The 23,218-nt window shown below is 59.1% G+C and carries 22 protein-coding genes and 1 pseudogene; 12 read left to right on the top strand and 11 right to left on the bottom strand.

What is annotated here, in order from left to right; all coding sequences use genetic code 11:
- Positions 1-118 precede the first annotated feature (118 nt).
- Both M6E97_RS31125 and M6E97_RS11335 read left to right on the top strand, forming a co-directional pair.
- Positions 119-445: a BPSL0761 family protein gene (locus M6E97_RS31125; RefSeq protein ID WP_283222622.1), complete on the top strand. Its 327-nt coding sequence runs from the start codon at positions 119-121 to the stop codon at positions 443-445.
- Between the two features lie 31 nt (positions 446-476).
- Positions 477-1,457: an IS5-like element ISPst5 family transposase gene (locus M6E97_RS11335; protein WP_058164386.1), complete on the top strand. Its 981-nt coding sequence runs from the start codon at positions 477-479 to the stop codon at positions 1,455-1,457.
- Positions 1,458-1,825: 368 nt separating this feature from the next.
- Here the strand turns inward: M6E97_RS11335 and M6E97_RS11330 are convergent, their stop codons facing one another.
- The 3 genes from M6E97_RS11330 to M6E97_RS11320 form a co-directional block, all read right to left on the bottom strand.
- Complete coding sequence (locus M6E97_RS11330; protein ID WP_011666650.1) at positions 1,826-2,170, bottom strand: hypothetical protein; 345 nt, start codon at positions 2,168-2,170, stop codon at positions 1,826-1,828.
- Positions 2,171-2,236: 66 nt separating this feature from the next.
- Complete coding sequence (locus M6E97_RS11325; protein ID WP_016852910.1) at positions 2,237-2,599, bottom strand: ribbon-helix-helix protein, CopG family; 363 nt, start codon at positions 2,597-2,599, stop codon at positions 2,237-2,239.
- 407 nt (positions 2,600-3,006) lie between these two features.
- On the bottom strand, positions 3,007-3,243 hold the full coding sequence (locus tag M6E97_RS11320; protein WP_073651068.1) for a hypothetical protein: 237 nt from the start codon (positions 3,241-3,243) through the stop codon (positions 3,007-3,009).
- Positions 3,244-3,424: 181 nt separating this feature from the next.
- Here M6E97_RS11320 and M6E97_RS11315 point away from each other — a divergent pair.
- Positions 3,425-4,818, top strand: a pseudogene (locus M6E97_RS11315) (ISNCY family transposase).
- A gap of 488 nt (positions 4,819-5,306) precedes the next feature.
- On the opposite strand, the gene M6E97_RS11310 reads toward M6E97_RS11315, so the two are convergent.
- The 8 genes from M6E97_RS11310 to M6E97_RS11275 all read right to left on the bottom strand — a co-directional run bounded on the left by M6E97_RS11310 (position 5,307) and on the right by M6E97_RS11275 (position 11,632).
- The gene (locus tag M6E97_RS11310) at positions 5,307-5,954 is read right to left on the bottom strand and encodes a DUF3218 family protein (RefSeq protein ID WP_003131858.1); all 648 of its coding nucleotides are present in this window, start codon (positions 5,952-5,954) and stop codon (positions 5,307-5,309) included.
- Positions 5,955-5,965: 11 nt separating this feature from the next.
- Entirely contained in the window at positions 5,966-6,985 is a 1,020-nt protein-coding gene (locus tag M6E97_RS11305; protein WP_003131856.1) for a pesticin C-terminus-like muramidase, read from the bottom strand.
- 32 nt (positions 6,986-7,017) lie between these two features.
- Positions 7,018-7,746: a hypothetical protein gene (locus M6E97_RS11300; RefSeq protein WP_003131854.1), complete on the bottom strand. Its 729-nt coding sequence runs from the start codon at positions 7,744-7,746 to the stop codon at positions 7,018-7,020.
- A 248-nt stretch (positions 7,747-7,994) separates the two neighbouring features.
- Positions 7,995-8,411 carry a hypothetical protein gene (locus M6E97_RS11295; protein WP_003111054.1) on the bottom strand — a complete coding sequence of 139 codons (417 nt, stop codon included), beginning with the start codon at positions 8,409-8,411 and terminating at the stop codon, positions 7,995-7,997.
- 43 nt (positions 8,412-8,454) lie between these two features.
- Positions 8,455-8,955, bottom strand: coding sequence for a hypothetical protein (locus M6E97_RS11290; RefSeq protein WP_003131852.1), 501 nt, complete (start codon positions 8,953-8,955; stop codon positions 8,455-8,457).
- A gap of 34 nt (positions 8,956-8,989) precedes the next feature.
- Complete coding sequence (gene vqsM, locus M6E97_RS11285) at positions 8,990-9,967, bottom strand: HTH-type transcriptional regulator VqsM (protein WP_003131850.1); 978 nt, start codon at positions 9,965-9,967, stop codon at positions 8,990-8,992.
- A gap of 8 nt (positions 9,968-9,975) precedes the next feature.
- Positions 9,976-11,187, bottom strand: a complete 1,212-nt coding sequence (locus tag M6E97_RS11280) for a serine hydrolase domain-containing protein (protein WP_003131848.1) — start codon at positions 11,185-11,187, stop codon at positions 9,976-9,978.
- Positions 11,188-11,413: 226 nt separating this feature from the next.
- The gene (locus tag M6E97_RS11275) at positions 11,414-11,632 is read right to left on the bottom strand and encodes a hypothetical protein (protein WP_123794462.1); all 219 of its coding nucleotides are present in this window, start codon (positions 11,630-11,632) and stop codon (positions 11,414-11,416) included.
- A gap of 497 nt (positions 11,633-12,129) precedes the next feature.
- Here M6E97_RS11275 and M6E97_RS11270 point away from each other — a divergent pair, with 497 nt between their 5' ends.
- From M6E97_RS11270 to M6E97_RS11230, 9 genes are all read left to right on the top strand, one after another.
- Positions 12,130-12,849, top strand: a complete 720-nt coding sequence (locus tag M6E97_RS11270; RefSeq protein ID WP_004343550.1) for an MOSC domain-containing protein — start codon at positions 12,130-12,132, stop codon at positions 12,847-12,849.
- A 117-nt stretch (positions 12,850-12,966) separates the two neighbouring features.
- On the top strand, positions 12,967-13,563 hold the full coding sequence (locus tag M6E97_RS11265) for a hypothetical protein (RefSeq protein WP_003158944.1): 597 nt from the start codon (positions 12,967-12,969) through the stop codon (positions 13,561-13,563).
- Between the two features lie 532 nt (positions 13,564-14,095).
- Entirely contained in the window at positions 14,096-15,532 is a 1,437-nt protein-coding gene (locus M6E97_RS11260) for an undecaprenyl-phosphate glucose phosphotransferase (protein ID WP_003111160.1), read from the top strand.
- Positions 15,532-16,998 carry a mannose-1-phosphate guanylyltransferase/mannose-6-phosphate isomerase gene (locus M6E97_RS11255; protein ID WP_003089225.1) on the top strand — a complete coding sequence of 489 codons (1,467 nt, stop codon included), beginning with the start codon at positions 15,532-15,534 and terminating at the stop codon, positions 16,996-16,998. The genes M6E97_RS11260 and M6E97_RS11255 overlap by 1 nt, the downstream gene beginning before the upstream one ends.
- Complete coding sequence (locus M6E97_RS11250) at positions 16,998-17,909, top strand: glycosyltransferase family 2 protein (RefSeq protein WP_003089226.1); 912 nt, start codon at positions 16,998-17,000, stop codon at positions 17,907-17,909. The genes M6E97_RS11255 and M6E97_RS11250 overlap by 1 nt, the downstream gene beginning before the upstream one ends.
- Before the next feature lie 29 nt (positions 17,910-17,938).
- Positions 17,939-18,709, top strand: a complete 771-nt coding sequence (locus M6E97_RS11245; protein WP_003089227.1) for a polysaccharide biosynthesis/export family protein — start codon at positions 17,939-17,941, stop codon at positions 18,707-18,709.
- A gap of 14 nt (positions 18,710-18,723) precedes the next feature.
- On the top strand, positions 18,724-20,712 hold the full coding sequence (locus M6E97_RS11240; protein WP_003089228.1) for a GumC family protein: 1,989 nt from the start codon (positions 18,724-18,726) through the stop codon (positions 20,710-20,712).
- A complete protein-coding gene (locus tag M6E97_RS11235) occupies positions 20,712-21,899 on the top strand; it encodes a glycosyltransferase family 4 protein (RefSeq protein ID WP_003089229.1) in 1,188 nt (395 codons plus the stop codon). The genes M6E97_RS11240 and M6E97_RS11235 overlap by 1 nt, the downstream gene beginning before the upstream one ends.
- Positions 21,889-23,217, top strand: a complete 1,329-nt coding sequence (locus M6E97_RS11230) for a cellulase family glycosylhydrolase (protein WP_003089230.1) — start codon at positions 21,889-21,891, stop codon at positions 23,215-23,217. Before M6E97_RS11235 ends, M6E97_RS11230 begins: the two co-directional genes overlap by 11 nt.
- The last annotated feature ends 1 nt before the right edge of the window (position 23,218 follow it).

Here is a 23,218-nt window from a genome sequence, read left to right as displayed (position 1 = left end):
GCGACAGCTCAAGCTCCCGAGCCGAATCAACGCCTTAAGAAATGGGCACGTCCTGTAGCAAGCAGTAGAGAATGTTAGAAGTAGGCGGGAATCCTGTAGAAAACACGGGAGCAGAACAATGACGACGGTATACGAACGCACCCGTAGCGTTGTGCAGACGCGTGAGTTTTTGCAGGTTCTGTCCAAGGATAAGAGCCTTCCTGAGAGCATACGACGTCAGGCAGAAACACTGCTTAGGCACTACCCAACAGCCGAATCCATCTGGTTGGCTGGTCGGGTGGAAGAGCGATCAAAGGAAGAACTCTCGCTGTTAGCAGACAAGCATGGTCCCATGCATCCAGTGCTAGTTAGCTGGCTGCTGAGTGATCCTATTTTCTGTGGCCGCGAGGTCGACCCAAGTAGTAACACAAGGGATGGTCTGAAAAAGACTTCCCGAATCTGGTGAAATACGCCGATCCCGTTGCCCGAGTTTCCCGATGAAGCAAATGACCTTCGCCGACGCCGAGTACGCCGGCAAGCGCAAGCAGACCCGCAAAGAGTTGTTCCTGATCGAGATGGATCAGGTGGTGCCGTGGAAGGGTTTGATTGCCCTGATCGAGCCGCACTACCCCAAGGGTGAAGGTGGTCGTCCGGCGTATCAGCTGATGGCGATGCTGCGCGTACATTTGATGCAGAACTGGTTCGGCTACAGCGATCCAGCGATGGAGGAGGCGCTGTACGAGACCACAATCTTGCGCCAGTTTGCCGGGCTGAACCTAGAGCGTATTCCCGACGAAACCACCATCCTCAATTTCCGTCGCCTGCTGGAGAAGCACGAGTTGGCGGCCGGGATTCTGGCGGTGATCAATGGTTACCTGGGCGATCGGGGCCTGTCGCTGCGCCAGGGCACCATCGTCGATGCCACGCTGATCCATGCGCCGAGTTCGACCAAGAACAAGGACGGTAAGCGTGACCCGCAAATGCACCAGACCAAGAAGGGCAATCAGTATTACTTCGGCATGAAGGCCCACATCGGCGCGGATGCCGAGTCTGGCCTGGTGTACAGCGTGGTGGGGACGGCAGCCAACGTTGCTGACGTTACCCAGGTCGACAAACTGCTGCATGGAAAGGAAAACATGGTCGGCGCCGACGCGGGTTACACCGGCGTAGAGAAACGCCCGGAACATGAAGGCCGGGAGGTGATCTGGCAGATTGCGGCCCGCCGCAGTATGTACAAGAAGCTGAGTAAGCGCAGTGCGCTGTACAAAGCCAAGCGCAAGATCGAGAAATCCAAGGCCCAGGTGCGCGCCAAAGTCGAGCACCCGTTCCGGGTGATCAAGCGCCAATTCGGCTACGTGAAGACACGCTTCCGTGGCCTGGCGAAGAACACCGCGCAGTTGGTGACACTGTTCGCGCTGTCGAACCTGTGGATGGCGCGCCGACATTTGCTGACGAATGCAGGAGAGGTGCGTCTGTAAAGCGGGAAATGGCCGGCGCGAGGTGCTCGCGCCGGCTATAAATCCGTTTCGCAGGAAAAGTCTCGAATTTTAGCAGTCGCATGGCCAGCTGAGCCGGGGTTTTAGACTCACTACCGGCTGAGGAAGACAAGATCTAAACCGGGGCAAAATACCTAGGTTTGGATGTTTAGGTGCTTAGAATTCGGATCTTCACTTCCAGGTACTCCGGAGCGGAGGCTTCTCATGAACATTCTCAACATGGCCTATCGTTTAACATAATATACATTATGCGAAGCCTTAAGCATTTCCAGGCGGCCAGGATCCACGAAAAACCCCGGAGATCGCTCTACCGGGGTTTCCTTGCTTTCTAGCCAGTGAAGCCTTATCGGTTAGTCCACCCGATGCTTCAACACCCGCAACGTACGAATGTCCGACCAGAACATCTCACTTGGATAAGTCTCGCTTCCGAACAGGCTAAACACCATGAAGTGCGGATGTTCATAGACACCCTCCAAAGCAAGAACTACCCCGGCAATTCGCACACAGCGCCATAGCGTCTCCGAGTCATCCTCCCACACCAGCTCGACCAGAACCGTCTTCCCAATGAGTGAAATCGCATTTAGAACGCTGGCTGAACTTGATATTTTTTCATGTTCAGCCCCATGGCAGGCACCTGTCGCGAACATATGCCAGCCAGAGAAAACGGGGGTTTCAGTAGAATTTACAGTAGCCATTCATGATCTCCCTTCGATCATTTTTGGTTAGCTGGCTTGGGGAGTTGCCGCTCCCTTAGCCAGCGATTACACCAGCCGCGTGCGCAGGTAAGCCCTGACCGCTTGCCGGATATGGTGCGAAACGGACGTGTCGTCCTTTTCCGCGAGATTTCGTAGAGCTTCCAATTGATCTGGCGGCATCAGAAGCGTGTAAGGCACCTTTTTGGCCTTGCCAGCGCGCACTTTCTCACCCTCCTCCTCGCCCTTTGCCAATTGCTGAGCCGGCGCAGGCTTCGCCAGCAACTTCCTTCGACGTAAGTCGTGCAGCAGCGCTAAACGACCATCTGGAGTGATTCCATTGAAGACCTGTTTAGCAGCAGCCTTTGATTGCCCATCTACCTCAACAAGAAGCTGGAGAAGCTCGCGGGTTTGGTCAGCGGTAATCTTCATGGTGAACCTATGTATGTTGCTTCGAGAGCAATATGACATACATATGTTCTACATAAAAGAAGAGCCTGTCGTGTCAAGTCGTCGCACCAAGCTCGGAAGAGGTTTTCGAGCCTTCCACTCATGTAAACATATGTATGTGGCACATACTACATGCATTCGACATACAGAATTATCGGCAAAAATGCCGTTTCTGGAAGCCTAGTGGCGCGCGGCCTCCAGACCAAACGCCCAATAATGAGCTTTTTGAGGGGGGTTTATCTGACGTGTTACAGGGGCGTCGGCCGCGCCTTCGGCCTATCGCTCATGCCTTCCGCTCCCGGCCGGCGGCGCGCGCCGACGCTGACGCGCTTCGCTTGTCCCCCAGCCATCACCAGAGCGACAAGTCACTCTGGTGACAGCCGGGCCGATCAAAGCTCCAGGATCGCCCTGCAGGCTGACTGCAAGGCCTCGATCCGAACATCCATATCCGCGCCCTCCTGATCCAGATCAGCAAGGCGGCGACGCAGATGGCGGATATCGGCAACGAGCTTGGGATAGTCATTCAGGACATAACACACGGCATCGAGAGGATCGCGAGACGGCGCGTACAGCGTCGCTTGATCGATCAGATGCTGCGGTACAGGGAGAGGGTCAGGCTTGCGCATAATCGGCCCTATGTTACGCGCCGCCCGGAGCCGCCGTATTGTCCGGGCGGCGCTCAACATAAGGCCGAGCATTATGCGAAGCAAGAATGTTAAGGCCAAATAGTAATGTCTCGATCTAGCCAAATAGAAATGTCCCAAATCGGCGTCTAGGGTTTCCCTCCTGCATCACCGGAGGCACGCCATGACTGCGGCAACTTGCGGATGGGTCACAATGAGCATGCGGGAGCTGGATCGCCTCAAGGTCATCGAGGCAATCATCGAGGGTCGGTTGAAACCTGCCGCTGCGGCGCAGCGTCTGCGCCTGACGACACGTCAGGTGCACCGGCTGGTTCTGCGTTATCGCGAGGACGGCCCAGCCGGCCTAACATCTCGTCGACGTGGTCAGCCGAGTAACCGGCAGCTGTCGCCAGGTCTGGAGAATCGCGCCATTAGCTTGATTCGACGGAACTATAGCGACTTTGGTCCAACTCTGGCCCAGGAAAAACTGGTCGAGTGCCACGGCCTTAAGCTGGCCAAAGAAACGGTACGACGGATCATGGTTGATGCCGGCATGTGGGTACCGCGCAAGCAACGGCCGCCCAAGGTCTATCAGCCACGCAACCGGCCGCCTGTTGCGGCGAACTGATCCAGATCGATGGCAGCGATCATCGCTGGTTCGAGGATCGTGGACCGGCCTGCACGCTGCTGGTCTTCATTGATGATGCAACCAGCCAGCTGATGCACCTGCATTTCACCGAGGCCGAATCGACCTTCAGCTACTTCACCGCCACCCGCGCCTACCTGGAGCGGCATGGAAAGCCGCTGGCCTTCTACAGCGACAAAGCCAGCGTGTTCCGCAGTAACCATAAGGCGCCTCAGGGCGGCGACGGCTATACCCAGTTCGGCCGAGCGATGTACGAGTTGAACATCGAGAGCATTTGCGCCAACAGCAGCCAGGCCAAAGGTCGTGTGGAGCGTGCGAACCTCACTCTGCAGGATCGCCTGGTCAAGGAGCTGCGGCTTCGCGGAATCAGCAACATGCCCGACGCCAATGCCTTTGCAGCCCACTTTATGGCCAGCTACAACGCGCGTTTTGCCAAGCCGCCGCGCTCTGAGCATGACTGCCATCGCCCGCTGCACAGTGATGAAGATTTGGATCTGATCTTCGCCTGGCGAGAAGCGCGGCGAGTTTCGCAGCGGTTGACCGTGCAGTACGACAAGGTGCTGTATCTGCTAGCGGACACTCCGCAGTCCCGCCGCCTGGCGGGTGATCATGTCGAGATCTACCACTACCCGGATGGCCGCATCGAGCCCAGGGTGGACGGCACCGCCCTCCCCTTTACCACCTACGACAAACTCTGCGAGATAGACCAGGGTGCCATCGTCGAGAACAAGCGCTTGGGTCATGTGCTGCAAGTCGCCCAGCTCGTCCAAGCGCAGCGCGACAGTCGGCGCTCGCAATCGGTACCGGGAAATCCGCGGCAGTCAACGCAAGGCAAGATGCTGTCGAAGAAGGCGCAGCGAGAACTGATGCCGGAAGATATCGCCGCCGCCCTGGATAACACGCCACCATCGAGGCGAAGTCGCCATGCGTGAGTCAATCAGCGCCGAGGCACTGAAGATACTAGTGGTTGCCGGAGCTGCGCGGTACTTACGTGCTATTCCGGCGCCTTCCGGCCACGGTTGGCAGCTCCAAGTGCGCTACAGTCCCGACGGTCAATATTACCCGCTACGTTCTCGAGGTGAACTTGTGCGCGTATTTGGATCACTGGACTCGCTTAATCGGTACGCAAATCGTTTGGGCATCCACACGTATAGCGTGGAGTTATAACTGTGACACGAATTTCCCCATGTGGGGAGTCGACAGGCTTCTAGAAAAATAGTTCGATAAGTGTAGCGACTTTCGTTTGCAAACCGCTACAAATAGCGCTGCGGGCCAACCAGCTGAGTTTTTCCAACACCTGACAGTGTGGAATAACGCTTCTCCGAGTTCCGGAATCAAGGGCTATGGTATCTACATATTATTTAGCGGGTGTGATAATTTTTATCTAGCCCTCTTTATCGAAGGAGAGGGCCAGATAACATTAGATCGCTGCAAAATAGGCCAGCAGCAAGGCTACTGCGGTCGTATAGCGGAGGCCCGATTTGATCGTATTGAATACGTCGCTGAAATTTGGCGCGTCCAGACGTAGGCCAACACCAGGCCCTACCAACGTCTTAATATCCTCGGGGAGCGTCATTGCCTGCCAAGTGCCTGGAGCCAGTGTCCGCAGGTTCACACCGTAGGAAACCAGCAGCCCGGACTCCTGCGAAATGCCTCCGGAGGCGTCCGGAGATAGACCAACGTCGGTTGGATAGACGTTCAGGCTGCCCTTGAAGCGGTCAAGATATCCGCTGCCGAAGCGAGCCTTTATTCTATCAAGATTCTGCGCCATGGAGGTGAGCAAAGGAAGTATCTCACCGTTGCAAACACGTTCCTTTTCATTGACCATCCTGAAACCAATGGTTACGCCGTTGGCTAGTTCTTGGGCAAGCAACGTCGAATACTGCTGGTCCGCTTTGCTGATGTCTCCGCCCGGGACGAATTCCGGGTGTAGCTTCAGCGGAATGTCCCATGCCTCTATAGTCTGTGCTTCGGGGAAGACAAAGCCAGGATTGCATTGACGGGCAAAACCCTTATAGATATTAGCCAGGGATTGACCAGGGTTCTGGTAGATATTGATCTCGGCCATGGTTGCCTCCTCTAGAGTCCCAGGGATCGTTGGAGATAGTCCGCGCGATTGTTCAATCGCCTGGCTATGCCATCGCTCGGATCGGTACTGTTGGGAGTACCATTCCAGTTCCTCAACTCCCTAATGGCGGCTGGCCAGTCGCTCTGAGAAATAGCAGTCTCAAAGTTTGGGAACGAGGAATACTCACCATAGTGGTAATACAGGTCTGTCACTATGGTTTTGACCGCCGGAGGTAAGGTGCTCCACTGCTGGAACTTCACCTTCATCCGATCAGTGACCTTGATCATCTTGGCGGTAAAGAGGGACAGCCCGTCTTCATCTGTGAGTACCGGGATGAGTTGAGCTAATGCCTGGAAGGTCGCGGTGTTCGCTCCTTTCAAGCCGAGGGCGGGGCGAATTTTTTTGCGCGTGGATTCAGCGATGTTCAGAGCCTGAATGCCGGATTCATCGTGCTGGCCGACATCGAAGCCATAGCCAATCGTTACACCTGATTCACCGTTGGGGTCAGAGGTCGGAATAGTAGCTCTGTTGCCTCGCCCACCAGGTGGAAGCTCATGACGGGCGGTGAAATCGATATTAATACCCATTTCAATCAGATAGGAAATATTGGACTGGAGGCGGCTGACCTTATCGGCTTTGTCACCATCGATGCGGTCTTGGATAAAGGTATTGATCTGCTGGTTCAATTGCACCTGGAGGTCGCTCACCGAAATACTGTTGGCTCCTCCGGTTTCGGCGACCGTACGAATAGTGACCTCATGAACCTTGAAGTAGTCGTCGAACACTAGAACGGGCCGCCCGGCAGTCTGGCTTATGACCTGCGTCAGTTGCCCCGTCAATCCACCTTGTGCTGAGTAGCTGGGGGATGACAGCCAGTCGGTATAGAGGTCAGGAATTCCGTGAGTAATTCGGATCGGCTCTGGTTCCGCTGCGAGCAGAACACGCTGTGCCTCCTCTCGTTCTGGATTTTCTAGGTAATTGTATAGCCGCTCCAGATTGCGCTGAAGGGGCTGATCCAATTCTCTATCCACCTTAGTCTCCTCTGCTTAGTGAAGCCAATTTGTTATTTCATTGATTGTTCGCACTCGCTTTCTAGACGATTGAACTCAGTAGAATACTTGTCATATTCATTTTGCATTTTTTCCGGCAAATACTCTCGCTTCAGGTCTCTGAAGAAGCTGCCCTTCTCTAGTATCTTCTTGCATTGGTGGTTTTTGGCAGACAAGGAGAGATGTGCCGTATGAAAAACACGAGAGAGATAACCAAAACCTTCAAACATGTCCCTACACTCTGTTATCAGTTTTCGAGAAATCCAGTAGGCCTTCTCTGTCTCGTTATTCTTCAGTGCTTTCTTCACTTGCTTGTCGTTGAATTTTATAGAGGCGGGCTCGCAGATTGGGGAAGGCTTCCAATACGTGCCAGTAAAACCTGCTGCCGCCCCGCAGAAGCCCTGACAGTCCCTACTTGCGACTCCTTTCTCTATGGTAATTCTGTCATCATTCAGTTTGAAAACGACATCGCACGACATATCGCCGATGCCACGGACGTCGACCTGCACATGATCTGACTCTATAGTTCCATTCAATCCGCAAGCATGGGCATTGTGTCCAGTGCTTCGTATCCGAAACTTTTGAAGTCCTTCGAATAACGGAGATATCGTCAGCAGCCCACTATTTCCAGTCCTATAGTAATCCCCGGGTGGGAAGTAGCTCTTTGGTTCTTCAGCGACACAAAGAGTGATATTGTAGCAAAGGGCGAGTATGGCAAAAATGCTAATGCTTTTGAGCTTCATGTTTATGCCCTGCATGAAAGCGGCTAGGTGGGGCGCTGGGTGATCCCATATAGGATTGTTTTTTTGCTGGTCAGATCGACTGATCTATAAGTTCCGTCGAGCAGGCTAGTCCTCCCAAAAAACACAAGCAGACTTGTAAGAGTCATTCTGTTTTACCAGCACTTCATTCTCAACATCACTAAAGTTTAGACGTCATTGAGCATGAGCTGGAAAAAGTTGCGGCAACGACCCTAGACGCTGAACGCTGCTCACCTGGGACGTTCCACTTCCTTGCGAAACATCACTCTCTGCTTGAAGCCGAAACCTCCACCACCATCCAGCAGAGCGGGCGGAGCAACCGGTAGATCGGGCTCGCGGCAGGTGGCTATCACGCGCCTGGCGAAGACTTCATCGAGCGTACTGCGGCTCTTAACATTCCCCTCGCCGTACTGTACCCGGCAACTGCTTATGCGCCCCGACGAGCTTGCGAAGCGGAAAAACACCACAACATCGGCCTCGGGGATCTCATCTCCCGGTGCGAACAGCGGGTAACGAAGCCTCTTGGCGAATTCCTGGCGGAATTCCTGGATAAAAATGGCCTCTTGCTCTGCTCGCTCCTGCAAAGTGACTGAATGGGAGCAGCCGCCGATCAGACTCAGCAATACCAATAGGCAAACTATCCTCAACGCTCTTCCTCCTTGAAAAAGAGGCAATCTTTTATTTTAGTATCTAGAAATGGCTCTTGACGTCTAAGCCAAGAACTGCAAGAGCTTCCAGCGCCAGGTTTTGACCTTCTGCAATACCCGAATTATGTGCAAACTCGACAAGTCGCTCGATTACTCCGACGCTACCCTGATCTGGCTCGACAAATTCCGATATATTATCCATAGCAACTGAGGCGTCCCACGCAGCCTGACTAAGCAGCTCTTTATACAATGCATCAGCGCTAGATATATTACGAACATTTGCGAGATTAAGCCTGGTTCGATCCAAGGCTTCGTGCGCGATCTGAAGTAGCAAATATGGAAATGGATTCTTTTGAGTTCGACGTTTCCTGCATGAGTCGCTAATTAGTCCAGCAAGCATTGCTGATCCTTCGGCCTCAATGCGAAGGGAATCATCAGCAATCGAGATTGTCCGCGCCTTCGCAATATAGCCCAAAACGTAAGCATCGAACTGAGTCTCGGCAATCATAGACAGAATCTGATTATTACGATTATTGAAATTCATAAGATGCTCCTTGCCCAATCTCAAACTAGATAGATCAGTGGAAACTGTTTCTGAATTCTGTAGTAGACTGCCCGGTCCAACGTCTGAATGCATGTCTAAAACTCGCTGTTTCCGAGTACCCCAGAATATCGCTAATACGATCAACTGGTATAGATGAGTTCAGTAGCAGTGCAATTGCTCGTTCTTTGCGGGCCTTATCTACAATCTGGCGATAAGTGCATCCCTCGTCCGCCAGGCGACGTCTTACCGTCCGCTCATTCATGCATAAATACTTTGCGGTAGTCACCAAGCTAGGGTATTGATCTGGTATGGACTCAAGGAATAACTCGATTCGCTGACGGAGCCCTCCCATCTCTACTTCCAACAGAGCATTGAAACTCTCACCTGCCATATTCAGGGCTGACTGAAATACCGCCGGATTGGCAGTCGCCAGTGTTCTATTCAACTGATGAGCTGGAAAGCTAAATATTATGTCACTTCCTTCATGCTTCACAGGCAAAGAAAAGAAACCTTCATAGATTGTTTTATCTGCGCCGTGCACAGGTACTGTCAATGCAGAGATGGGAAAGTCATTACCTAACAGGTCCATAATGAGCTTGTAGGTTGCAGAGGCTATAACATTTACATGAAACTGACGGGATGCGTCATTCCACTCCGGCTTAAAGTTAACTGAAATATGGATTTCTACTTCGTAATTCTCCCTAGGCTTGACGTCAACATTAGCTATATCACGATTGAACAACTTGACATAGGCCTTTATGACTTTCAAAATATCACCTACGTTCTCAGCGCATAGCAACGCCAATCCTATCACGCCATAATCAGATATATGGTAATAAGTACCAAGATTCAGTCCTTCTTTTCCTGAATACCCCTTGCTAACTATCCAGTTGTAAAGTGCGTCACTTCTTGACTCTTGATCTGCCGCAAAGGGTGGTATTGCGATATCTCGATCACGAAGATAGTTCTGCAGAGGGCGCCATTCAAAATCAAATATGTGTTCGGTCACCATGTCTATATTCACCTCACCCCTACTGTTCTTGATATAGCCCTGAACGCTGCAAGTGCCTCATGCTCCATACGGATGCCGTCAACGTTGTAGTCGATATACGCGGAGGTCTTTGCAATCACCACACGCCTAAGTGGGTTTACATAAATAAACTGCCCGTACACTCCGATAGCCAAGAACTCCCCTTCTTTGCCTTCTGGAATCCACCACTGGTAACCATACCCAAGATTTGGCTCACCATCCTCTATGTAACGTCCAGGACGCAAGTGAGCACTCCGAGGTTTGGTTGATGCCTTGACCCACTCAGCACTTACAATTTGACTTCCAGTCAGGCTGCGACCGCCATGAAGAAATAATAGACCAATGCGTGCAAAGTCTCTTAGGCAAAGATTCACCCCACCGAATGCTAGCTCTGTGCCCCGATCGTCTGTTAACCATGCACCTTCACATTCGGCACCCAGTTGGGGCCAAAGTCTTTGATTCATAAACTGTGAGGGGCCCATACCAGTCGCGCCCAATAAAACCATACCAAGCACCTGGGTATCTACGCTAACGTAGTGGTGCACTCTCCCCGGGGCATCTTCTCTTCTCAATGAACTCACTTTTTCATTTACTGATCCGCCAAGCGCTATAGTCCTACCTAGCTGGTTGATATCGGAGTCCGAATTCCCGTAGTCCTCACTGAAAGCTATTCCTGATGACATCTCAAGCACATCTCTCAAAGAAACACCCGCATATCCGCCAGCAGAAAGCTGTGGGGCGTACAGGTTCACAGGATCTAGCAGACTGTGTATTGATCCTTCATCAACTGCCATTCCAATCAAGAGGGACATTAATGATTTGCTTAGCGACCAGCCAATAGCAAGGCTTTTCGCACTATTGCCCAGGTAGTATTCCTCAAAGGCAATGCGATCGTCACTGAGAACTATAAGGCCGGTGGTATTGCTGCTCGCCAACCAGTCTTTAAAGCCAACCTCGTGACCTTGAAAGCTAAATGAGCCAGGCATATCCCTGAGGTTTTTTTCAAAAAAATGAGCCGCTCCGCTCTTCTTTATTGGGACCGAGTTAAACAGTCTCGGCATTGCTCGAAAATTTTCAGCAATTTTCCCCGAGTCAAACAAAGTGTAAAAATTCCACACTCTCACACCTGCACTACCAATGCAGGCGATGATAAAAAAGATGAGAATCATTGAGAGGAAAATAGCATTTCTCTTATTTATCATTCTTGTCGATCTCTCAGTTTGTGCTAGCTCGTCTAGACCCTGCTAACAGCCAGTGACTATCCGGTAGCGGAGCAAGGTTAAGTCCTTAAGGACTTTTCTCTTAACGGTGAAGATCAAGAGCACTTCACCATCTACTGATATTTACTTTTAACTCGCTTAACACTACTCCGCACGCATGCCATGCACTACTATTATCTGAGTCGCGAAGGTATCCGCCTCTCTTGGACTATGTTTTCAATTTAGCAACACGAAACACTGCAGTATGATCGATATCGCCCTTGGATGAAGCGGCAGACTCATCAATAGACGCCCGCAATAAAAAACCCAACATCACCGCATATCCCGGAGGATCAGCAACAGGATAGATTCGGTCTTTTTCATTGTTTCCATCCGCCGCCTCATGCGTACTACTAGCCCGGAAGCTGATAAAACCAGCATGAAGCATCTTTTTTCTAGAGTATCTTCGGACAAATGCCGGATATTTTCGGACACCCTCTTCGGCAGGTCCTTAGCGGCACCATGTCTTATCTGCGTTTTTACTTCATTAAACACCCCATGGAGAATACTAATGACATGTCACCCAGATTGTAACTATCGTAGATGAGTCGACTAGAAGTATTCGCTACAATTTATAGATTCGAAAATCCATTTCATGCTTGGAGATATCGAGTGAACACTTGCTTGTGTTACTTCTGCGCTAGGTTCCGTACGCAAAGTAATGTCGTAAGCACCGTAGCGTGCAAGCCAGCGTGACCATTACGGCAAAACTCTTGACGAGCTTCAGAATCCCACGGCCAGCTCAGCTAGGTCCTGGGGACGAACCCCCGCCCACCGAGGCTATCGACACATCCGGAGGGTCTGGCGGCTTGACAGCGGGCGAAGGCTTGGCGGACTCTATATTGTATTTAGTCGATACCATCTCGCATCTTAGAGAACCCTCCAATGCCCCTGCCTGCCCTACCCCTGGATGCCCTTCTCACCGGCCGCGCCCGGCCCTTCACCCGCCCCGGCTCGCGCAGCGGCATCGCCAAGTCTCCGCGCGACGGTGCGCTCAGGGTCACCCCCGTCGGCCTGGAGGGCGACGAACAGGGCGACCTGCGCGTCCATGGCGGCGTCGAGAAAGCGATCCACCATTACCCACGCGAACACTACGCCGCCTGGATCGCCGAACTGGGCGAACACCCCCTACTGATGCAGGCGGGCGCCTTCGGCGAGAACTTCAGCACCAGCGGCTGGAGCGAAGCCGACGTCTGCCTCGGCGACCGCGTGCGGGCCGGCACCGCGCTGCTGGAGGTGTCCCAGGGGCGCATGCCCTGCTGGAAACTCAACGACCGCTTCGAGGTCGCCGGGATGTCCCTGAGGGTGCAGGAGTCCGGGCGCACCGGCTGGTACTACCGGGTGCTGGAGGAAGGCGTGGTGGCGGCTGGCGATATCCTGCAACTGGTCGAACGGCGCCATCCGGACTGGTCGTTGTTGCGCCTGTCCGAGGTGCTGTTCGACAGGCGGGCCGACGCCGAGTTGCTGCGCCAGTGCCTGGCGCTGCCGCTGACGCCATCCTGGCGGCGCACCCTGGAGCGGCGCCTGGAAAAAGGCCAGGTCGAGGACTGGGGGCCGCGCCTGGAGGGAGCCCCCAGCCAGGCCGAGACGCCCAGGCCGACCTGAGGAAGCGCCGACGCCCCCCGCAGGCAGGGAATCGGCCTGGGGATGCATGGAGTGCCGGAAAGCGGGTATAAAGCGCCAGCGTTAAGCGACCCAGACGTCTGCCAAAGGACCCCTTTCATGCTGCGGCTCTCGATGCCGGCCCTGCTCCTGGCTCTTGCCGGCTGCGCCACCAAGCCCCCCGCCAATCCCGATAACCTCTGCGAGATCTTCCGCGAAAAACCGAAATGGCACGAGGCGGCGCTGAAGATGCAGCAGCGCTGGGGCGCGCCGGTCCAGGTGCCGATGGCGATGATGTACCAGGAATCGTCCTTCAAGCACGACGCCCTGCCGCCGCGCTACTACTTCCTCGGTTTCATCCCCTGGGGCCGGGTCAGCTCCGCCTACGGCTACGCCCAGGCCAAGGACGAGACCTGGGCCGACTACAAGCGCGAGGCCGGCGGCTGGGGCGTCAGCCGCGACGACTTCGCCGACGCCCTGGACTTCATGGGCTGGTACATCCAGAAGAGCCAACGGGTCAACGGCGTCTCCAAGTGGGACGCCTACGGCCAGTACCTGAACTACCACGAGGGCTGGGGCGGCTACCGCAACCGCAGCTACGACGCCAAGCCATGGCTGAAGAACGTCTCGCAGAAGGTCCAGTCCCGCGCCTCGCTGTTCGGCGCCCAGTACCGCAGTTGCCAGCAGGAGCTGTCGCGCGGCGGCTGGTTCTGGTAGAGCCGTCCGCGCACGCCGCGGGCCCGAACCTATTCCGCCTTCGACGAGGGCAACGGACAACGTCCGCCAAGCCCCCCAGGTCGGACCGGCACGCTCGAACGGCCAACCTGCGTCATGGAACCGCAGGCGCATCCTGCCCAGGCAGCCCGCAGCGCCAGTGAACAGGCGGGTCGTCGAACCGGCGGCTGGCCACTTGGCCGAGCGGCCTGCCCTCACCTTTCACCCCGTTTCGCTTCCCAGGCCAGAGCGCTCGCGGATTGGCAGCGTCAGATTTCCTCGTCTACTGTTTGGATAAAAGTTTGGCGCCAGAAATACGTCAATAAATTGACTAAAAAAACTTACCCAGACTACGGATATTTCCCTGGGAATGCTAAGATAGCTATCACAAAGCCACTATCGACGAATGAACCTATTCGACGGGAAAATGACTAAACCGCGTGGCAAATGAAAAATAGTCACTAAATTGACGCTTCACCGCCTTGCTCTTCCCTATCCACTCAATGGACTGCCCGTGATCGGCAGAGCAAACAACATGCATTCGAAGTCGGTAGATAGCCTGTCGCTGACACGGGCTGGATTCATCGAGTACTTCCTGGTCGCGACCAAGCTGGTACACGCGCTCACCGCCATCGCCCCGGCGCTGTTCCTGCTGTACTACCCCGGCCTGGTTCCCGTGGAGCTGCGCAGCAACATGCTCGGGCTGCTGCTGTTCTTCGGCGCGCTCACGGTGATCATGTTCCAGGCACTGGACGTCTACTCCGACGATATCTTCAGCAACCGCCTGCGCTTCCGCATCATGTTCTTCGCCTGGGCCTCGGCGTTCTGCCTGCTGTTGTTCATGTACCAGGGCCTGGGCCTGTTTCCCTACCTCAGCAGCAAGCTGGTGATCTTCTGGTTCACCGGCAGCCTGCTGCTGTTCGGCGTGCAGCGCCTGCTGGTGCTGCGCCTGTACCGGGCCTGGATGAAACGCGGCATGTACCTGCAACGCACGGTGATCCTCGGCTTCACCGAGAGCGGCATGCACCTGGCCGAATACCTGGTACGCAACCACGACATCCGCTCCGGCATCATCGGCTTCATCGACGACCGCTCCGAGCGGGTCCCGGAGAACTACAACTCGCTGCCGCTGCTGGGCAACACCAAGGACCTGGAGAAGCTGATCCGCCAGGAACAGGTCGACCAGGTGCTGGTCGCCCTGCCCTGGTTCGCCGAGGGGCGCATCGGCGCCATCGTCCACCGCCTGCGGCAATTGCCGGTGAACGTCCTGCTGGTGCCGGACATGGCTGCCTTCCGGCATGCCCACAACCGCATCGTCGACGTTTCCGGGATCCCCATGTTCAACGCGTCCGAGCTGCCGCTGCGCGGCTGGTCGCCGCTGATCAAGCGCTGCGAGGACCTGGTCCTGGCGAGCATCGCGCTGGTCCTCTTCGCCCCGCTGATGGCCCTGGTGGCCCTGGCGATCAGGCTCGACTCCAAGGGGCCGGTGCTGTTCCGGCAGAAACGCTACGGCTACAACAACCGGCTGATCTGGGTCTTCAAGTTCCGCTCGATGTACACGGAAAGGACCGACGCCAACGCCGAACGCCAGACCACCCGCGACGACGACCGCATCACCCGGGTCGGCCGCTTCATCCGCAAGACCAGCATCGACGAGCTGCCGCAGCTGTTCAACGTGCTCGCCGGCAGCATGTCGATGGTCGGCCCGCGCCCCCACGCCACGGCGACCAAGGCCGCCGGCATTCCCTTCGAGGAAGCGGTCAGCGAATACAGCTCGCGCCACCGGGTCAAGCCCGGCATCACCGGCTGGGCGCAGATCAACGGCTACCGCGGTGAGACCGACACCCTGCACAAGATCAAGAAACGCGTGGAATACGACCTCGAATACATCGCCAAGTGGTCGGTGTGGTTCGACCTCTACATCCTGTTCCGTACGGTGCCAGCCGTACTCCTGACCAAGGAAGTCTACTGATGAACGCCGTCGCCCCGCTGATCCCCTGCATCGTTTCCGGCGGTTCCGGGACCCGCCTGTGGCCGGTTTCCCGGGAGAGCATGCCGAAACCCTTCATGCGCCTGGCCGATGACCAGAGCCTGTTGCAGAAGACCTTCCTGCGTATCGCCGGGCTGCCGGACGTCGCCCGCCTGCTTACGGTGACCAACCGCGACCTGCTGTTCCGCACCCTGGACGACTACCGCGCGGTCAACCGCAGCGGCCTGGCCCAGGACCTGCTGCTGGAGCCGGTGGGACGCAATACCGCGCCGGCCATCGCCGCCGCCGCGCTGCATGTGCAGGAGCACTTCGGCGACCAGGCGCAGTTGCTGATCCTTCCCGCCGACCACCTGATCCGCGACGAGCAGGCCTTCGCCGCGGCGGTGGCCGAGGCTCGCGAACTCGCGGCGCAGGGCTACCTGGTGACCTTCGGCATCACTCCGGAACGCGCCGAGACCGGCTTCGGCTATATCGAACAGGGCGCCCCGCTGGGCAACGGTTTCCGAGTCGCGCGCTTCGTCGAGAAACCCGACCAGGCCACCGCCCAGTCCTACCTGGACAGCGGCAAGTACCTGTGGAATGCCGGCATGTTCTGCTTCCAGGCCGCCACCGTGTTGCAGGAACTGGAGCGCCACGCGCCGGAGGTGCTGATCGCCGCCCGCGCCGCCCTGGCCGACGGCAGCAGCCTGGAGAACGGCCAGTGCCGCCAGCGCGAGCTGGCCGCCGGGGCCTTCGCCGAGGCGCCGGACATCTCCGTCGACTACGCGCTGATGGAGCGCTCGGACAAGGTCGCCGTGGTGCCCTGCTCCATCGGCTGGAGCGACATCGGCTCCTGGCAGGCGCTGCGCGAACTCAGCGCGGCGGACGAGAACGGCAACCAGGTACGCGGCGAAAGCGTGCTGCACGACGTCAGCAACTGCTACATCGATTCGCCGAAGCGCCTGGTCGGCGCCGTCGGCGTGCACGACCTGATCATCGTCGACACCCCCGACGCCCTGCTGGTGGCCGACGCGGCGCGCAGCCAGGACGTCAAGTTCGTCGCCCAGGAACTCAAGCGTCGCGGCCACGACGCCTTCCGCCTGCACCGCACGGTCAGCCGGCCCTGGGGCACCTACACCGTGCTCGAGGAAGGCCGCCGCTTCAAGATCAAGCGCATCGTGGTGCGCCCCAAGGCTTCGCTGTCGTTGCAGATGCACCACCATCGCAGCGAGCACTGGATCGTGGTCAGCGGCATGGCGCTGGTGGAGAACGGCGAGCGCGAGTTTCTCCTCAACACCAACGAATCCACCTTCATCCCCGCCGGGCATAGCCACCGCCTGAGCAACCCGGGGATCATCGACCTGGTGATGATCGAGGTACAGAGCGGCGAGTACCTCGGCGAGGACGACATCGTCCGCTTCAACGACATCTACGGTCGCGCCCCCGCCAGCGACGAGAAGAAAGCCTGATGCGCTGCGCCCTGGTCATTCCCACGCGCAACGCCGGCGCGCACCTGGACCGGCTGCTGCCGGCCCTGGCCGCGCAACGGCGGCAGCCGGACAGCATCCTGGTGGTGGACAGCCGCTCCAGCGACGACACGGTGGAGCGCTTCCGCGCCTTCGGCGCGCGGGTCGAGGTCATCGAGCCGGCCAGCTTCAACCACGGCGGGACGCGGCGCTGGGCCAGCCAGCAGGTCGAGGCCGACGCGCTGATCTACCTGACCCAGGACGCCATTCCCGCCTCGCCCGACAGTTTCGCCAACCTGCTCGACGAACTCTATGCCGAGGCCGACATCGGCGTGGCCTACGGCCGCCAGTTGCCGCACCCCGGCGCCGGCCTGCTCGGCGCCCAGGCGCGGCGCTTCAACTACCCGCCGGAAAGCCGCAGCAAGCGCCTGGCCGACGCCTCGGAACTGGGGATCAAGACCTGCTTCAGTTCCGACTCGTTCTCCGCCTACCGCAGCGACGCCCTGGCGGCCGTCGGCGGCTTCCCCGAAGACGTCATCGGCAGCGAGGACGCCTACGTCGCCGCGCGCCTGCTGCAGGCCGGCTACGCGGTGCGCTACGCGGCCAGCGCCGAGGTCTACCATTCCCACGATTACCGCTTGCTGGAAGAGTTCCGCCGCTATTTCGACATCGGCGTGTTCTACGGCCGCGAGCGTTGGATACGTGCCGCCTTCGGCGGCGCGGGTGGCGAGGGCAAGCGCTATGTCCTCGCCGAGATACAGGCCTTGCGTGCCGCCGGTGCCCTGTATCGCGTACCTGAAATAGCGCTGCGTAGCGCGTTCAAGCTGCTCGGCTACCGCCTTGGCCAGTTGGAACGCCACCTGCCGGTCGCCCTCAAGCGCCGCATCAGCATGTTTCCAGGCTACTGGAAGTGAACATCATGACCTACAGGAAGTGCTCCCTCATGAAACGCACCCTCCTCATGCTCGCCATGCTCGCCCTGGCCGCATGCAACACCCCCGCACGGATTCCCGCACCGGACAGCGACACCGTGGACAGCGGCAAGCGTGCCCTGGAAGAACTCGCCAGGCTACCGCCGGCGATGGAGCGGGTGCGCGTCGGGGACACCCTGCGGATCGTCCGCGATGCCGGTGAGATGCCGACCCTCTCGGCGTTCAACGTCGCCACCATTTACGAACTGACGCTGTACACCGTGCTCAACGACGGCAGCATCTACTATCCGTTCATCGGTCGCATCCAGGCCGCGCACCGTACGCCGCAGGAAATCGCCAACGAGCTGACCACCAAGCTCGCGCCGATCTACCGCGAGCCACGGGTCACGGTGAACATCAACCAGGCGCCGGGCAACACGGTGTTCGTCGGCGGCGCGGTGCGCAACCCGTCGGCCGTGCCGATCCCCGCCGCCAACAACATGGAGCAGGCGATCCTCGGCGCCGGCGGCATCCTGCCGGTGGGCGACGCCCGCCGCGTGGCGCTCATGCGCGAGGACTCGGAAGGCCGCTATCACGCCTACTTCCTCGACTTCAGCCAGTTGATGAAGATCGGGCCGGAAGGCCGCAAGCCCCTGGCCATGCAGCGTGGCGACATCGTCTTCGTGCCCAAGTCGATGGTCGGCGACCGTATCGAGGGCGTCGACGTCTACCTGAACCAGTTGCTGCCCTTCGCCAAGTCCATCGGCGTCGGCGTCAGCTACACCGTCAACAACGATCGCTGAGGAGCGACATCGCCATGATAGAAATTCGTTCCTTGCGTGATCTGTTGCGCCTGCTGTTCATCTACCAGCGCGAGTTCAAGCTGGCGGCCCTCAGCGCGGTGGTGATCATCGTCCTCGGCGCCTTCCTGCTGCCGGCCAAGTACGAGTCCAACGCACGCCTGCTGGTCAAGCCGGGTCGTGACTCGACCCTGCCGATCGAGATCAGCAACCGCCAGGCACTGGTGATGCCGAGCACCCAGCGCGACCCTATCGTCGACGAAGAACGCCTGCTCACCGGCCGGCCGATCGTCCGCCAGGTGGCCGAGCGCTACCTCGAGGTGCTGGCCAACCGGCCGCCGCCGGAGGGCCTGTGGAAGCGCACCAAGTTCTATGTGAAGAAGGCCATCGGCGCGGTGTTCGACGGGATTCGCGTGACCCTGGAAACCTTCGGCGTGATCGAGGAAACCACCGCGGTCGAGCGCCTGGCCAAGGACCTCGAGAAGAAATTCGAGGTCACCCATGCGGCCGGCTCGACGGTGATGGAGATCAGCTTCACCTGGAGCGAGCCGGAAGTCGCCCAGGAAGTGGTCAAGGCCTGGATCGAGATCTACATGGAAGAGCGCACCCAGGCGCTCGGCCGCAAGAGCCTGTACGCCTTCTACGAGGCGCAGACTGCCGACAGCGCGGCGCAGATCAAGAGCTACAAGGCGCAGATCCTCAAGCACCTCAACGAGATCGGCGCATCCAGCATCGAGGACCGCCTGCAGGACCTGTCCGAGCGGATCAACGTGCTGCGCGGCGAGCGTTTCAACTCGATCCGCCTGATCGCCTCCTCCGACAGCGCCCTGGAATCCACCCGCCAGCAACTCAAGGGGCTGCCCAGGGAGATCGTCACGGTGCGGCAGATCGCGCTGAACCCGGCGCAGCAGGACCTGCGCCGGCTGCTCAACCAGAAGCGCCTGGAACGCGCCGACATGATGCGCACCTACACCGACGACGCCCCGCCGGTGAAGGCCCTGGACGCCTCGATCCGTGCCCTGGAGAAGGAAGTCCAGGACGAAGGCGCCACCGTGCAGAGTTCCGAGGACCGCGCGCCGAACACCCTGACCACTCACCTGGAACGGGTCCTGCTGGACGAGACCAGCAACAACGCGGCCCTGCGCACCCAGCTCGCGGAGCAGGAAAAGCAGCTCGCCGAACTCGAGGCGCAACGGCGCGAAGCGCTGGACATCGAGCCGACCCTGGCGCGCCTGCAGCGCGAGCTGAACGCCACCGAGCGCAACTACGCGCTGTACGTCGACAGCCTGGAGAAATCGCGGATCGACCGTGAACTGGACAAGAGCCAGATCAGCAACATCTCGGTGATCGAGGAGGCCACCTACAACCCCGGGCGGATCTTCCCGAAAACCCTGCTGATGCTGTTCCTCGCCGTGCCCTTCGGCCTCGCCGTCGGACTGCTGGTGGTCTATCTCTGCTACCTGCTCGACCAGCGCATCCACGACGGCGGCCTGGTCGAGGAGAAATTCGGCCTGCCGCTGTGGACCACCCTGCCGGAGCTGAGCAACAGCACTGCGGAGAGCAGCAACGCCTTCACCGCCAGCATCTACCGGCTGTACGGGCTGCTGCCCTACGCGCGCATCGAGGAAAAGGGCCTGACCCTGGGCCTGACCTCGGCGCGCCACGGTGAAGGCGTGACCTTCATCATCGAGCAACTGCGCCGCCTGCTGGAGGAAAACGGCGTGCGCGTGCGGGTCGGCGGCGAGCCGGCCCAGCCGGGCGAAGTGGTATTGCTCGACGCGCCGGCCCTGCTGGACAGTCGCGAGGCCTTCATCGCCCTGCGCCGCGCCGACCTGATCGCCCTGGTGGTGGAGGCGCAGAAGAGCACCGTGCCGGTGGTCGAGCATGCGCTGACCATCCTCACCACGGCGTTCGGCAAGGTCGACGGGATCATCATCAACCGGCGCCGCTTCGAGGTGCCGAGCAAGGTCCTGCAGACCATCGCCCGCTACCGGAGCGCGTTCTGATGCGGATCGCCCTCCTCGCGCCCCTGCCGCCGGAAAAGAATGGCATCGCCGACTACGCCAGTCATTTCCGCAACGCCCTGCAGGGTCTCGGCATCGAAGTAGCCACGCCGCTCGCCGGCGTGGCGGCCGACAGCGCGAATATCGCCAGCCGGCTGGACAGCGTCGACTGGAACGCCTTCGACCTGGTCCATGCCGAACTCGGCGGCGGCCGCCTGGGTGAGTTCATCGCCCTGCGCGAGCTGCGCAAGCGCTTCCCGCGCCTGCCGCTGAGCGCCACCGTGCACGATCCGGAGCGCATGGTCTGGCGCCGCGAGCGCCTGCCCTGGCCGCTGAACCTGCTGGAACGCCTGCCCTCTCCCCTGCCCCAGGCCGCCGTGGTGCTCGCCGACCCGCTGACCCTGCGCGAAGAGCGTGCCGTGGCCCAGGGCCTGACGCGCCTGGTGACCCTCACCGGCCTGGGCGGCGAGTGCCTGGCCCGGCGGATGCGCCTGCCGCCCGGGCGGGTCGAGGTGATCAACCACGGCAACCTGGAGATCGCCACGGTGCCGCTGCCGTCGCTGGACACCCTGCGCCTGCTGTACTTCGGATTCATCTATCGCGGCAAAGGCATCGAGGACCTGCTCGAGGCCCTCGCCGACCTGTTCGCCAGCGCGCCGGAGATGCGCCAGCGCGTGCGCCTGACCCTGGCCGGCGGCACCGCCGCGGAAATGGCCTTCGGCGCCGGCGGCAACTACCTCGACCAGTTGAAGGCACAGATCGCCGAGCTTGGCCTGGCCGATGCCATCGACTGGAACCTGAACCTGGCCGCCGCGGACATCCCACGTACCATCCAGGCCCACCACGTGATGGTCCTGCCGTACCGCGAGTCGAAGAAACTCGGTCTGCTCGGCCAGCAGCGCGGCACCAGCGGCGCCCTGTCCTGGGCGGCAGCCTGCGGGCGCGGCGCGATCACCTCGGACGCTCGCGCCTTCGCCGAGGAAGTCGCCAGCGGCAACGGCGCCATCTACCCTCAGGGAGACGTGGCAGCCCTCTCCGAACAGTTGTTGAACCTCGCTCGCGAACCCCGCCTGGCACAGGCCTGGGCCGAGCGCGCCGGAGCGATCGGCCATGCGCGGACCTGGCCGCGCACCGCGCTGCGCTTCCAGGCACTGTTCAACGACATGGTGGGAACCGTTCATGGCACGTAAGGGACTCTATCTGGGCGGCAGCGCGCTGCTGCTCGCCGTGGTACTGCTGCTGGTGTTCTGGGGGCGTCCCGCGGACGCCGAGATCCAGGTACTGAAGGCGCCTCGCGCGGTGGTCTGGAAAGACTTCCTCGGGGTCAACGCGCAGTTCCTCTGGTTCAGCCCGGAGCGCTACAACAAGCAGATCGACCGCCTGCAGGACCTGGGGCTGGAGTGGGTGCGCCTGGACCTGCACTGGGACCGCCTGGAAACCGCCGAGGACCAGTACCAGTTGGCCTCCCTCGACCAGTTGGTCAAGGATCTCGAGGCGCGCCAGCTGAAGTCGGTGTTCTACCTGGTCGGTTCGGCCCGCTTCATCACCACCGCGCCGTTCTACTCGCCCTTCCAGGACCAGTATCCGCCGCGCGACCCGGAAGTCTTCGCCCGGCGCATGGCGATGCTCTCGCAGCGCTACCCGAGCGTGGCCGCCTGGCAGGTATGGAACGAGCCCAACCTGATCGGCTTCTGGCGGCCCAAGGCCGACCCGGAAGGCTACGCCAAGCTGCTCCAGGCCAGCACCATCGCCCTGCGCATGGTCGACCCGGAGAAGCCGGTGGTTTCCGCCGGCATGGCCTTCTTCAGCGAGATGCCCGACGGCCGTACCATGTTCGATGCCCTCGGCCACCTGGGCGTGGAGAGCCTCGGCACCATCGCCACCTACCACCCCTATACCCAGTTGCCGGAAGGCAACTACCCGTGGAACCTGGACTTCGTCTCCCACGCCAACCAGATCAACCGCGCCCTGCGCAACGCCGGCGTGCCGGCGATCTGGAGCACCGAGTGGGGCTGGTCGGCCTACAAGGGGCCGAAGGAGTTGCAGGACATCATTGGCGTCGAAGGCCAGGCCGACTACGTGCTGCGTCGCCTGGCGCTGATGAGTGCGCTGGACTACGACCGGATCTTCCTCTTCACCCTCAGCGATCTCGACCAGCGCGCCAGCGTGCGCGACCGCGACTACGGCCTGCTCGACCTGGACGCCAACCCCAAGCCGGTCTACCTGGCCCTGCAACGCTTTCTCAAGGTCACCGGGCCGAAGCTGCGCCCGGCCGACCCGCCGGTCACCGAGGACCTGCCCGACGGTTCCTTCAGCATCGGCTGGACCCGCGAGGACGGTCGCAACGTCTGGCTGTTCTGGTCGGCCCGCGGCGGCAACGTGCGCCTGCCGAAGCTCAAGGAGGCCACCCTGCACGATCCGCTCAGCGGCAAGGTCACGCCCTTGAGCGGCAGCGACGGCCTGGAAGTCCCGGTGAAGTCCAGCCTGCAGATGCTGGTCTGGGAGTGAA

It is taken from the genome of Pseudomonas sp. B111, assembly GCF_026428275.1.
In the GTDB taxonomy this organism is placed as follows: domain Bacteria; phylum Pseudomonadota; class Gammaproteobacteria; order Pseudomonadales; family Pseudomonadaceae; genus Pseudomonas; species Pseudomonas aeruginosa.
The sequence above is the reverse complement of the archived record's forward strand: the minus strand, read 5'-3'. Positions and strand labels throughout refer to the sequence as shown.

Bases quoted from the DNA above. Each gene is read 5' to 3' on its own strand.
- M6E97_RS31125 (WP_283222622.1), top strand. From the start codon at position 119: ATGACGACGGTATACGAACGCACCCGTAGCGTTGTGCAGACGCGTGAG.
- M6E97_RS11335 (WP_058164386.1), top strand. From the start codon at position 477: ATGAAGCAAATGACCTTCGCCGACGCCGAGTACGCCGGCAAGCGCAAG.
- M6E97_RS11330 (WP_011666650.1), bottom strand. From the start codon at position 2,170: ATGGCTACTGTAAATTCTACTGAAACCCCCGTTTTCTCTGGCTGGCAT.
- M6E97_RS11325 (WP_016852910.1), bottom strand. From the start codon at position 2,599: ATGAAGATTACCGCTGACCAAACCCGCGAGCTTCTCCAGCTTCTTGTT.
- M6E97_RS11320 (WP_073651068.1), bottom strand. From the start codon at position 3,243: ATGCGCAAGCCTGACCCTCTCCCTGTACCGCAGCATCTGATCGATCAA.
- M6E97_RS11310 (WP_003131858.1), bottom strand. From the start codon at position 5,954: ATGGCCGAGATCAATATCTACCAGAACCCTGGTCAATCCCTGGCTAAT.
- M6E97_RS11300 (WP_003131854.1), bottom strand. From the start codon at position 7,746: ATGAAGCTCAAAAGCATTAGCATTTTTGCCATACTCGCCCTTTGCTAC.
- M6E97_RS11290 (WP_003131852.1), bottom strand. From the start codon at position 8,955: ATGAATTTCAATAATCGTAATAATCAGATTCTGTCTATGATTGCCGAG.
- vqsM (WP_003131850.1), bottom strand. From the start codon at position 9,967: ATGGTGACCGAACACATATTTGATTTTGAATGGCGCCCTCTGCAGAAC.
- M6E97_RS11280 (WP_003131848.1), bottom strand. From the start codon at position 11,187: ATGATAAATAAGAGAAATGCTATTTTCCTCTCAATGATTCTCATCTTT.
- M6E97_RS11275 (WP_123794462.1), bottom strand. From the start codon at position 11,632: ATGCTTCATGCTGGTTTTATCAGCTTCCGGGCTAGTAGTACGCATGAG.
- M6E97_RS11270 (WP_004343550.1), top strand. From the start codon at position 12,130: ATGCCCCTGCCTGCCCTACCCCTGGATGCCCTTCTCACCGGCCGCGCC.
- M6E97_RS11265 (WP_003158944.1), top strand. From the start codon at position 12,967: ATGCTGCGGCTCTCGATGCCGGCCCTGCTCCTGGCTCTTGCCGGCTGC.
- M6E97_RS11260 (WP_003111160.1), top strand. From the start codon at position 14,096: ATGCATTCGAAGTCGGTAGATAGCCTGTCGCTGACACGGGCTGGATTC.
- M6E97_RS11255 (WP_003089225.1), top strand. From the start codon at position 15,532: ATGAACGCCGTCGCCCCGCTGATCCCCTGCATCGTTTCCGGCGGTTCC.
- M6E97_RS11250 (WP_003089226.1), top strand. From the start codon at position 16,998: ATGCGCTGCGCCCTGGTCATTCCCACGCGCAACGCCGGCGCGCACCTG.
- M6E97_RS11245 (WP_003089227.1), top strand. From the start codon at position 17,939: ATGAAACGCACCCTCCTCATGCTCGCCATGCTCGCCCTGGCCGCATGC.
- M6E97_RS11240 (WP_003089228.1), top strand. From the start codon at position 18,724: ATGATAGAAATTCGTTCCTTGCGTGATCTGTTGCGCCTGCTGTTCATC.
- M6E97_RS11235 (WP_003089229.1), top strand. From the start codon at position 20,712: ATGCGGATCGCCCTCCTCGCGCCCCTGCCGCCGGAAAAGAATGGCATC.
- M6E97_RS11230 (WP_003089230.1), top strand. From the start codon at position 21,889: ATGGCACGTAAGGGACTCTATCTGGGCGGCAGCGCGCTGCTGCTCGCC.